Annotated in this window: 9 protein-coding genes and 1 pseudogene; 8 read left to right on the top strand and 2 right to left on the bottom strand. The window is 55.3% G+C overall.

Annotation, left to right across the window (positions count from 1 at the left end; translation table 11 throughout):
* The first annotated feature begins 1 nt into the window (after position 1).
* The 6 genes and pseudogenes from E6C60_RS16555 to E6C60_RS16530 all read left to right on the top strand — a co-directional run bounded on the left by E6C60_RS16555 (position 2) and on the right by E6C60_RS16530 (position 6,542).
* A pseudogene (locus E6C60_RS16555) lies at positions 2–1,389 on the top strand (sugar phosphate nucleotidyltransferase).
* Positions 1,386–2,720, top strand: a complete 1,335-nt coding sequence (locus tag E6C60_RS16550; RefSeq protein WP_138226847.1) for a UDP-glucose dehydrogenase family protein — start codon at positions 1,386–1,388, stop codon at positions 2,718–2,720. Before E6C60_RS16555 ends, E6C60_RS16550 begins: the two are co-directional and overlap by 4 nt.
* Positions 2,721–2,740: 20 nt before the next feature.
* On the top strand, positions 2,741–3,934 hold the full coding sequence (locus E6C60_RS16545) for a nucleotidyltransferase domain-containing protein (protein WP_175415343.1): 1,194 nt from the start codon (positions 2,741–2,743) through the stop codon (positions 3,932–3,934).
* 2 nt (positions 3,935–3,936) lie between these two features.
* Entirely contained in the window at positions 3,937–4,233 is a 297-nt protein-coding gene (locus E6C60_RS16540; RefSeq protein WP_138226845.1) for a lasso peptide biosynthesis PqqD family chaperone, read from the top strand.
* Positions 4,230–4,718, top strand: a complete 489-nt coding sequence (locus E6C60_RS16535; RefSeq protein WP_138226844.1) for a lasso peptide biosynthesis B2 protein — start codon at positions 4,230–4,232, stop codon at positions 4,716–4,718. The genes E6C60_RS16540 and E6C60_RS16535 overlap by 4 nt, the downstream gene beginning before the upstream one ends.
* A gap of 12 nt (positions 4,719–4,730) precedes the next feature.
* Entirely contained in the window at positions 4,731–6,542 is a 1,812-nt protein-coding gene (locus E6C60_RS16530; protein WP_138226843.1) for an ABC transporter ATP-binding protein, read from the top strand.
* Positions 6,543–6,986: 444 nt separating this feature from the next.
* Here E6C60_RS16530 and E6C60_RS16520 read toward each other — a convergent pair whose 3' ends face one another.
* Positions 6,987–7,406, bottom strand: a complete 420-nt coding sequence (locus tag E6C60_RS16520) for a bactofilin family protein (protein WP_233281042.1) — start codon at positions 7,404–7,406, stop codon at positions 6,987–6,989.
* A 31-nt stretch (positions 7,407–7,437) separates the two neighbouring features.
* Complete coding sequence (locus tag E6C60_RS16515; RefSeq protein ID WP_138226841.1) at positions 7,438–8,403, bottom strand: M23 family metallopeptidase; 966 nt, start codon at positions 8,401–8,403, stop codon at positions 7,438–7,440.
* Positions 8,404–8,660: 257 nt separating this feature from the next.
* Between E6C60_RS16515 and cls the strand changes: the two genes are divergently transcribed.
* Both cls and E6C60_RS16505 read left to right on the top strand, forming a co-directional pair.
* Positions 8,661–10,088, top strand: coding sequence for a cardiolipin synthase (gene cls / locus E6C60_RS16510; protein ID WP_138226840.1), 1,428 nt, complete (start codon positions 8,661–8,663; stop codon positions 10,086–10,088).
* A gap of 146 nt (positions 10,089–10,234) precedes the next feature.
* Positions 10,235–11,188 (top strand): YitT family protein, encoded by a 954-nt coding sequence (locus E6C60_RS16505; protein WP_175415342.1) that lies wholly within the window; start codon positions 10,235–10,237, stop codon positions 11,186–11,188.
* The last annotated feature ends 18 nt before the right edge of the window (positions 11,189–11,206 follow it).

Raw genomic sequence — 11,206 nt, 5'->3', positions numbered from 1 at the left:
CGTGCAAATGATACTATTGTCCGGAGGCAGCGGGAACCGCTTATGGCCGCTGTCGAATGAGACCCGATCGAAGCAGTTTCTGAAGGTGCTCAAAGGACCTGACGGACAGCCGCAGTCCATGGTGCAGCGTGTCTGGAGCCAGCTCGGGGAGCTGCAGCTTCAATCCACCGCCGCCGTAGCTACAGGCAAATCTCAGGTGGAGCTGCTGCAAAGTCAGCTGGGCTATGAGCTGGAGATCATTGTCGAGCCGGAGCGCCGGGATACCTTCCCGGCGATTGCCTTATCCGCCTGCTATTTATATTCCATGAAGGGGCAAGCCTCGATGAGATCGTGGCCGTGCTGCCGGTGGATCCCTACGTGGAGACACATTTCTTCCAGAAGGTCAAAGAGCTGGAGCCGCTGCTGAAGGACACTGACGCGGACCTTGGATTAATTGGCGCAGCGCCGGACCGCCCTTCTTCTAAATTCGGCTATATGGTGCCGGGGGAGCATGCTGTGACCGAGCAGGGAATGGATTATGTGAGAATCAGCCACTTTGCGGAGAAGCCGGATGAAGAGCAGGCCCGCGGGCTGATTCAGCAGTCAGCGCTGTGGAACTGCGGCGTGTTTGCTTTCCGGCTGGGCTATATCATTCAGCAGCTGCTGGACCGCGGCCTCCCGATTCAATATGAAGAAATGCTTCGCCAATATAGCCGAATGGAGAAGATCAGCTTCGATTATGCCATCGTGGAGCGGGCTGAGAAGATTGTCGCGCTGCCGTACCACGGGATCTGGAAGGATCTCGGCACCTGGGATATGCTGACCGAAGAGATTCACACGCCTCTGGTCGGCAAGGGTGTGTTAACGGATGATTCCTTCAACACGCATATTATTAATGAGCTGGACATCCCGATTACGGTCATTGGCGCCCCGAACCTGATTGTGGCAGCAAGTCCGGACGGCATTCTGGTGTCGGAGAAAAATGCCAGTCTGCGCATCAAGGAGGTGCTTTCCTTCGGGGACCAGCGTCCCATGTACGAGGAACGGCGCTGGGGCCGGTACCGGGTGCTCGACTATATCAAGTATCCGGGAGGGTATGAGGTGCTGACCAAGCGCATCTGCGTGACTGCAGGCAACAATCTGAGCTATCAGTACCATCTGCTGCGCAGCGAGGTCTGGACGGTCATATCCGGCGAAGGAGAAATGATTCTGGACGGCGTGGCTTCCAAGGTAGATAAAGGCGATGTGATCGTCATCCCGGCTGAGGCCCGGCATAGCCTGAAGGGGTTTACTGATATGGAGATTATCGAGGTACAGACCGGCAGCCAGCTGATTGAGGATGATATTGTCCGGCTCGCTGTGCACTGGGAAGAAATTATTATGATAGCGCTGGGGAGTGAAATCCATTGAAGATTGCAGTGGTTGGAGTCGGCTATGTCGGCTTGGTGTCAGGAGTATGCTTTTCAGAGCTGGGGCATCAGGTGGTGTGCGTGGATAAGGTGGCAGAGAAAATCGAACGCCTTCAGGCGGGAGAAGCTCCCATCTACGAGCTGGGCCTGCAGCCCTTGATTGTCGATAATCTGGACCAGGGACGCCTGAGCTTTACGACGAACACCGCGGACGCTGTTCAAGGGGCGGAGCTGGTTATCATCGCAGTAGGAACGCCTTCTCTGCCGAATGGCCAGGCGAATCTGAGCTATATCGAGCAGGCGGCGGTGGATATTGCGGAATCGCTGAGCGGGTATACGGTAGTCGTAACCAAGAGTACGGTTCCGGTCGGCACGAACGAGAAAATCCGGGAGATTATTGCCGCAAGAACCCGGGAGGAGTTCGACGTCGCATCTGTACCGGAATTTCTGCGGGAGGGTACAGCGGTCATGGACACGATGAATCCGGACCGAATCATTATCGGGACCGACAGTGTAAGGGCAGCCGACAAGCTGGTACAGCTTCATGAGCGGCTGACCGCAAATATTGTCATTACGGATATCCGAAGTGCCGAGATGATCAAGTACGCGTCCAACGCATTTTTAGCGACCAAAATCTCCTTTATTAATGAAATTGCCAACATATGTGAAAAGGTAGGAGCCGATGTGACTCAAGTCGCCCATGGAATGGGATTCGACAAGCGCATCGGTTCTTCTTTTTTGAAGGCGGGAATCGGGTACGGGGGCTCTTGCTTCCCTAAGGATACCCAGGCGCTGATTCAGATTGCAGGGCAGATGGACTATGATTTCAAGCTGCTGAAATCCGTCGTTGAGGTGAATCGCGATCAGCGTTTTAACGTCGTGCGTAAGCTCGACCTGCTGCTGGAGAACATGGAGGACGCGGTCATCGGCATCTGGGGGCTGTCATTCAAGCCGGAGACGGATGATGTGCGGGATGCCCCGGCTGTTGAGATTATCTCGGCGCTGCTGGAGCGGGGGGTGCGCGTGAAAGCCTACGACCCGGTCGCGGCAGATAACTTCAGGAAGCAGTTCGGGAAGGACGGCGTGGAGTATTGCAGTGAGGCTGCGGACGCTGCTCGTGAATGTGATGCCCTGTGCATTCTGACCGAGTGGAGCGAATTCCAGCATATTTCTCCGGCCCAAATTGAGAGCTGGCTGAAGAGGCCTTACCTGATTGATGGACGGAATATTTACACGGAAGAGCAGCTGGCTGAAACCGGGCTCGTGTACTATTCGGTGGGGCGTCCCGGTATGAATCAAGGCTTGCGAGAGCCGGTGCCTACCCTGTCATGATACCTACGGAGGTGTTTACGTTGAAAACCCGCGGGATTCTAGAACGAAGCAGCTCTACAATGCCCAAAGAGCTGGTGTTTATGCTGCGGCTGCTGCGCGAGGAGGTCCCGGCAGAAGCCTTGGTCCGGCAATGTCCGCCGCAGCTGGATTGGAATCTGCTGGTCCGGCTGGCCATGCATCATCGGGTGTTTCCGCGCGTTTATCTGCGGCTGAAGGAGCTGCCGAAACGGCTGGTTCCGGATGACATTCTCGAAGCTCTTCGCCGGCAATACCAGAGCAATACAGTCCAGATGCTGCATTTGACCCGGGAGATGAGCACCATTCAGGCGGCGCTGGAGAAGTCCGGAATCCGCTGCCTGTTTCTGAAAGGACCTTCTCTTGCGATGCAGCTGTATGGGGATGTGTCTCTTCGGACCTCCAAGGATCTGGATCTGCTGCTGCATCAAGACGAGGTCGAGAAAGCCGAGGGAGTATTGAAGGAGCTCGGGTACATCCCGGAAGAGGAGCGTGTCCTGGCGAACTGGAAGCAGACCAGTCACCATGTTTCGTTAAAGCATGCGGCGCACGCGGCTCAGGTGGAGATCCATTGGCGCCTCAATCCGCACTTCAGCAAAGCGTATTCCTTTGATCAGCTCTGGTCCCGGCGCAGCGCCATCTCGGTGTCCGGGCAGACCGTATACGGATTGGGGCATGAGGATCTGCTCGGGTATTTGACCGACCACGGGGCGAGGCACGGCTGGTTCCGTCTCCGCTGGCTGATGGATATAGTCAAGCTGACTCCGCGACTAGACGCTCTTCTCCTGGAGCATCATCTACGGGAGCAGGGAGGGGAGCATTATGCGGGGCAGGCCTGGATTCTGGCGTCGGCACTGTTCTACGTCCGGATTCCGGTAGAGCTGCATCCCTTCATGAAAAGCACGAAGAGCCGGCAGCTGGCCGCCATGGCGCTTCATTACATTGAACGAATCGTTCAGCTCAATCCAGTCCCGGAAAAAAGCGTAGCCTGGCACTATAACCGTTACTTGATTGCACTTATGGACGGAAAACAAAGAGCGGCTTATTTCCGAAACAAGCTGCTTCCGAACTCCAGAGATGCTATGCAGCTGCCGCTTCCACGGGAGCTCCATTTCTTGTATTACGTGCTTCGGCCGGTGCTGTGGTCCTGGCGCCGTCTCCAGGCCTTGTCCAAAAATCCATTCGCGGGGAGGAATTAAAGATGAAGAGCCATATGATGACAGCCCAAGATTTGATCGTACAGAAGGAAGGGTTTCTGGTCAGTGACATGGACGGCGAGAAGGTCATGATGAGTATACAGAACGGGAAGTACTACAACCTAGGGAACATCGGGGGACGGATCTGGGAGCTGGCGGCAGCGCCGATCTCGCTGTCTCTGATCGTGGATCAGCTGGTCGCAGAATACGATATTGAGCGCGAGGTGTGTGATATGCAGGTTCAGGCCTTTGTCACCCAGCTGGTTGAGGAAGGCCTCATTCAGGTGAAGTCGGGGTCATGAGGAGAAAGACAAAGCTGCAGCGCATTCTGAACAGTTCCCTTTCCGTAAAAATGCTGCATGCCGAGGCTTATCTCTGCTTGGCCTGGGGCCGAATCTTCAAGCTGCTTCCGTTCGCCAAGGTGTCCGCTTCGCTGGGAGCTCCGATGAAGGAGACCTCGGCAGCTCCGTGCACGGAGCAGGAGCTGAGGCTGCTGAAGCAGGTATCCAAAGCGGTACACCGTATGAGCCGCTATACCTGGTGGGAGAGTCAGTGTCTGGTCAAAGCGGTAGCAGCCATGGTCATGCTGGAGCGGCGCGGTGTGGAGAGCACCCTGTACCTGGGAAGCGGCCGAGATGCTCAGGGCCGTATGGCCGCTCATGCCTGGCTGCGCAGCGGCTCTTATTTGGTGACCGGAGCTGAAGGGCATGAGCAGTATGCTGTCGTGGGCATTTTTGCAAAGCAGCCTTCTCGTAAAGGCCTCAAGCCGGAACGCTCCGGCGTATAAGGAGTTGTTGTCTTGAAGGATCTGATGTATTTTATCGCCAAGCTGTACAGAGCTTCCGGCTTCAGATTGGTTCTGAATATCACGCTTGTATTGGTAATCAGCCTGCTGGAAGGACTCGGACTGTATCTCATAATTCCGCTGCTGGGCATGATCGGCCTCCTGGAGCAGCAGGCCTGGAACGATTGGCCGCTTGTATCGGGGGTGCAGACCCTGCTGGAAGGCTGGTTCACCGAGCTGAGCCTGCTCCTGGTACTAGTATTGTATGTGCTTATTCTGGGAGGGCAAGCCATGCTTACCCGACTGCAGAGCCTGCTTAGTACGCGCATGCTGCAGGGCTTTATCCGCCGGATGCGGATGGAAACGTATGAAGGACTGCTGTACGCAAGGTGGGAGTTCTTCCTCCGAAGCCGCAAATCGGACTTTCACCACATGATGTCCAATGAGCTGGGAAGGGTCAATCAAGGAGTATTTCTGTTCATGAGCATGATTACAGCCGGGCTGTTCACACTGATTCAGATCGGCCTTGCCTTTTGGATTTCGCCGCTCTTGACCGCCTTTGTGCTTCTTTCGGGTGCTGCGCTCGCGCTGTTCGGACGAAGATATATTCGGGGGTCGAAGCGGGTGGGAGAGCAGACGACGGAGCTGTCGAAGTATTATTTTGCCGGGATTCAGGAGCATTTCAGCGGCATTAAGGACATCAAGAGCAATCGTCTTGAGCCCTTTCATACCTCTTGGTTCGCAAGGCTCTCCCGTCAAATGGAGACCAATTTTATTACGTTCGGAGATATTAATTCCAAGTCCCAGCTCATCTACCGCCTGTCCTCGGTGCTGCTGATCGCGGGATTTATCTATGTGTCCATCGAAATGCTGCATACCCCGGCAGAGAAGCTGATCCTGATCGTGCTGATCTTCTCCAGGCTATGGCCGCGCTTCATTGCGATTCAGTCACAGTCTGAGCAGCTTGTCACGAACATACCCGCCTTTACCGCGATGCGCCGGCTGGAGCAGGAGCTTAGACAAGAGCGGGAGTGGACAGGAGGCGAGGAAGAGAACAAGGGGAAACAGGAGAAGCTGCACATGACCCAGGGCATCCAGTGCCGCGGCGTCAGCTACAGGTATAAACCCGACTCCCCCGTCTATGCCCTTCGCGATATCACCATTCAAATTCCTGCCCGTCAAATGACAGCCATCGTCGGCAGGTCCGGCGCGGGCAAGAGCACCCTGATGGATCTGCTCATGGGCCTGATTTCGCCGGAAAGCGGGGAGGTTCTCGTAGACGGCATCCCGCTAAAGGAGCAGCAGCTGTACCGGCTCCGGGATGGCATCGGATATGTTCCGCAGGACCCTTTCCTGTTCCATGAGAGCATTCGCCATAACTTAAAGCTGGTGGCACCGGATGCGTCGGAGGAAGAGCTGTGGGAAGCGCTGCGCTTCTCCGCGTCGGAGGAATTCGTGCGCAGCCTGCCGCTGGGGCTGGACACGGTCATTGGAGACCGGGGAATCCGCCTCTCCGGAGGAGAGCGGCAGCGGATCGTTCTCGCCCGGGCCATCCTCAAGCGCCCGACCCTGCTCGTGCTGGATGAAGCGACCAGTGCCCTGGACACAGAGAACGAGCGGCTGATCCAGACTGCACTGGAGAGCCTGAGAGGAAGCATGACGATTGTTGTGATCGCCCACCGCCTGTCCACCATCCGCAATGCGGATCAGGTCATAGTCATGGAGCAGGGGGCTGTTATCCAGCAGGGGGGCTACCGTCAGCTGGCACAGGACCGGCAGGGCAGATTCAGCCGTCTGCTGCAGGAGCAGACGGGCATGACGAAATAGAAGACAGCTGCCTTTCGCACCGGACTTTTGCACCGGAGAGGCAGCTGTCTTTTTTATATTAAGACCTTATTTCTTCTTCCCACTCAGGCAAAAAGACCTAACTGCGGGTTGACAAACTTTTCGGGATTATATACATTTTTAAATATGATACAATATGTATCGAGTCAATCCGACAAACGACCCGGAGAGGAAGCGGTCCGAATGGATGAGATGAACATGTACTGCATTGTTTGCTGCCGTGTCGTGAACCAGTCCGGAAAAATTTTTCGTACCGGTTATTTCAAGCATAATATTCCGATTGGACTCTGCGAAGAATGTGCCGCCCAAAAATGTCAGGATCCATCCTCCATAGCCAGCAGCCAGCCGGGGACATCAAGGCCCGAGCCTTGAATGACCCCGTCATATGGCCTGCTCGCTGCTTCATCCTCCAACCGTTCTCAAGTCTTATCCCGCTTCCGGCTGCGGCAAATGGCGAGCATCGGAAGCTGTACCGGAATTCCCCGAAGAAGCTTGGTGCTCCATGCGGCTGGCCCCGTTTAACACCCCGCCCTCCATAATGATGAGGGAGGAGGCCACCACATCCCCATACATTTGTCCAGTTCGTGTAATCGTCAGTCTTTCCTCAGCTGCCACGTCGCCATACACCTTTCCGGCAATGAACACCTCTTTGGCCGTAATATTTGAGCGCGCTACAGCGAGCTCTCCGATCGTTACCTCTCCCGTGCTTTCAATATCTCCTTGAAACTGTCCGTCAATCCGAAGATCACTCTCACAGATCAGCTTGCCCTCGACCTGGCTTCCCTGACTGATCAATGTGGCGGGGCCTTGGGACCGCCGTGCTGACTTCTTCCTGGATCTCATCATGTGTATTCATCCTCCTTCAAATCCATTGCATTTACTTCACATATTCCAGCGGGTTTACCGTTCGGTTATTCTTCACGACTTCAAAATGCAGATGCGGGCCTGTGCTGCGCCCGGTGCTTCCCAGCCGGCCGAGCACATCGCCTTGGGTAATGGAGTCCCCGGCCTGAACGGCAGCAGAGTCCAGATGAACGTACCAGGTCTGGAGTCCGTCCGGATGATCGACAATGACGTAGCGGCCCCGGACCGCACTCCTTTCCACGGCGCTGACCGTCCCGCTTGCGGCGGCATAGACGGGATCGCCGGTGTCACCGGCAATGTCGATGCCGGCATGAAAGGCGGTTCTTCCATTGATGGGATCGGTTCGATAGCCGAAGCTGGACGTCAGCGTGCGGGATTTCGTCGGCCACAGGGAAGGGGTGGCCTCCCGCTTCAGGCGAGTCTGCTCCGCGCTGTCGAGAGCCCGGGGGATGGCCTGCTCCATGACAGACATCAGCTGCCGCACCCGCTCGAAATCATCCCGGGTCTCTTCGGCCAGCTGCAGCATTTCAGACTCGTGCACTGCAACATACTCGCCGCCCATGCCGCCTGAAGACTCCAGGGAAGTAATGTTATCCGGATCGTACCCGTGACGCTTCATGAATTGCCGCAGCTCGGCCTCCAGCTCCTGGACCCGCTGCATCTGCTCTTCGGTTTCGGCCGCTTCACTGGACAGCTGAAGAATGGCCTGGTTTAACCGCTCAATCGCTTCATCCTTATCTGTAACCGTAATTTCCATGCGCAAGGCTTCCAGATTTTTCAATAGCAGCTGGCGCTCCAGCCCGGAGACGGTACGCTCAGCTTGTATGTGCATCGTAAGAATCAGGCCGGCTATCGAGAGAACGGCAGCGGCCGGAACGAGGATCATCAAGGGCTTGGAGAAATGAATCTGCCGCACGGACTGCTGGGCATCCCGCAGCACGAGCAGAGTTAACGGCTGCTTTCCCGGCTTTCGTTTCATGAGCACCCCTTTCTGCACCGCCCGGGTTTCATAGCAAGCGGCATGGCAATGCTTGGACGGCTTCTTACTCTTTATCTATTCCGGAGGACGTGGAAACATGTCAGCAAATCCCGGGATGGATCGCGGTGTATTCAGTTACCGGGGAGATTGGGTATGTATTGAATAAATCACTCTCCTCCTGGTCAATGCTGTAAAAGAAATCTTTGCATGGACTGCAGGACGGAACCATTATACTTAGACGTTGGGAGGCTGCCGTTATGTGGCTCCTGCTTGCACTCATTGCGTTTGTGCTTCAGATGGCGGCTGTGCTGCTGCTGGAATTCCGCAACCCGTCCAAGGCGGTGGCCTGGATGTTTATTCTGTTCTGCCTGCCTTTGCTCGGCTTCATTCTCTACTACTTTATTGCCCAGGATTACAGGCAGCGGCTCAAAATCCGCAACCGGGGCACCCGGCTCTTCCGTGAAATCAAGAATCATCTGTGGGACCGCGCAGCGGTGGTGGATCAGGTATCCGGCATGCATAACCCTGAATTCAAGTACAATCTGAGGCTGTTCAATCTGCTGAATCACTTGTCCGAGACGCCGATTACGGGCTGCAATACGACCCGGGTGCTGACGGATGGGGAAGAGGCCTTTGCTGCGATGCTTCACGCGATGGAGCAGGCAAAGGATCATATCCATGTGGAATTTTATATCTTTCGGCATGATTCAATCGGGACGAAGTTCCAGGATGTCATGATCCTCAAAGCCAAGGAGGGCGTGAAGGTCCGCCTCATCTGTGACGGGCTGGGCAGCTACAAGCTGAAGCGCTCATTCATCCGCAGGTTTAAGGATTCGGGCGTAGAGTTTCACTTCTTCCTTCCTGCGATGGTGTCCGTGCTGAACCGGAGGATCAATTACCGCAATCACCGCAAAATTGTCGTGGTAGACGGCACGGTCGGCTTTCTCGGCGGCATAAATGTCGGTGACGATTATCTGGGCAAATACCCTGATATGGGCTATTGGCGCGATACGCATCTTGAGGTGCAGGGGGACGCGGTCTATTTTCTCCAGAATGTCTTCCTGCATGACTGGCGGCTCGCTGCCGGTGAAAAAATCGTCGATATGGCTCTCTTCCCCAAGCATCAATGCAAGGGGGATGAGCAGGTGCAGATTCTGAGCAGCGGTCCGGATCTGAACTGGAACGCAATTCAGGAGATGTGCTTCGGATCTATTTCGGTAGCCAAGGAGCGCATCTGGATCACAACGCCCTATTTCATCCCGGATGAAGGCATCTTTGAAGCACTCAAAACGGCGGCCGTCAGCGGGGTAGATGTGCGCATCATTATCCCGGACAAGGCGGATTCACGACTCGTCAAGCTGGCTTCGCTCTCGTATGTAGAGGATCTGATTACGGCCGGCGTACGATTTTATGAGTATCAAAAAGGCTTCATCCATGCGAAGGTGCTCATCGTGGATGACCTGCTGGGCTCGGTAGGAACGGCGAATATGGATATGCGGAGCTTCTTCTGCAACTTTGAGCTGACGGCGGTCATGTTCGATCCGCAGCCGATCGGGCATCTGGTAGCTGATTTTCAGGAGGATCTGACGCACAGTAAGGAGATTGACGAGGAGGCCTTTCACAAACGGGGACGCGCGCAAAAAGCAGCGGAGATCTTCTGCCGCATGCTGTCTCCCATGCTGTAAGGAAGGGCTGATCACTTTATATTATCGGGAGGCGGTGAATATTGTTTCACCTCCTCCTTTTCTATATCGCAAGGTTATGTGATAAAATAAACATATTACATGACAGGCCGCAAGACGGCCGTTGGGTTAAGAATCGGGGGAATCATATGTCCAGTGAACTGAAATCCTTGTCCAAGCCGGCACCACCGCCGCGCGAGCAGCAGGTGTCACCTGCCGCGAAGACGCCGGTGCAGCCGGAGAAGCAGCCTGCCAAGTCGATGTGGGCAAGATTGCTGCGGCGGCTCATTTTTCTCACCCTGGGTGCGGGCTTTATGGCTGTGGGTCTGGAAATCTTCCTCGTCCCGAACCGCATTATTGACGGCGGAATTACAGGCATCTCCATTATGGTATCCCATGCAACCGCACTGCCGCTGGGGATCTTTCTGACGCTGTTCAACCTGCCCTTTCTGTTCATGGGGTATAAGCAAATTGGCAAAACGTTCGCGCTTTCTACGCTTTTTGCCGTTTTGGTTATGTCTCTGGGAACGTATCTGCTGCATCCGGTGGCTCCCATTACGATTGATCCGCTGCTTGCAGCCGTCTTCGGGGGTGTCATCCTGGGGATCGGCGTCGGTCTGGTCATCCGCTCTGGAGGATCGCTCGACGGCACCGAGATTGTAGCCATTCTGTTCAGCAAGAGGCTGCCGTTCTCGGTCGGAGAGATTGTGATGTTCATCAATCTGTTCATCCTGGGCAGCGCCGGCTTCGTCTTCGGGTGGGACCGGGCCATGTACTCTCTGATTGCCTACTATCTGGCGTTCAAGCTGATTGATATTACGATCGAGGGGCTGGATCAGTCCAAATCGGTATGGATTATCAGCGACCGCTACAAGGAGATCGGGGATGCCCTGACCCAGCGTCTGGGACGCGGAGTGACTTACCTGGATGGCGAGGGTGCTTATACCGGCGACAGCAAGAAGGTCATCTTCACCGTTATTACGCGCCTGGAGGAAGCGAAGCTCAAGACCATCGTGGAGGATTGGGATTCGCAAGCTTTCCTCGCTGTAGGCAATATTCACGATGTGAAGGGCGGACGGTTCAAGAAGAAGGATATCCACTAACAAGAAAGCATCCTGCAT

This window comes from Paenibacillus algicola, from assembly GCF_005577435.1.
Taxonomy (GTDB): Bacteria; Bacillota; Bacilli; order Paenibacillales; family Paenibacillaceae; genus Paenibacillus_AQ; species Paenibacillus_AQ algicola.
The sequence above is the reverse complement of the archived record's forward strand: the minus strand, read 5'-3'. Positions and strand labels throughout refer to the sequence as shown.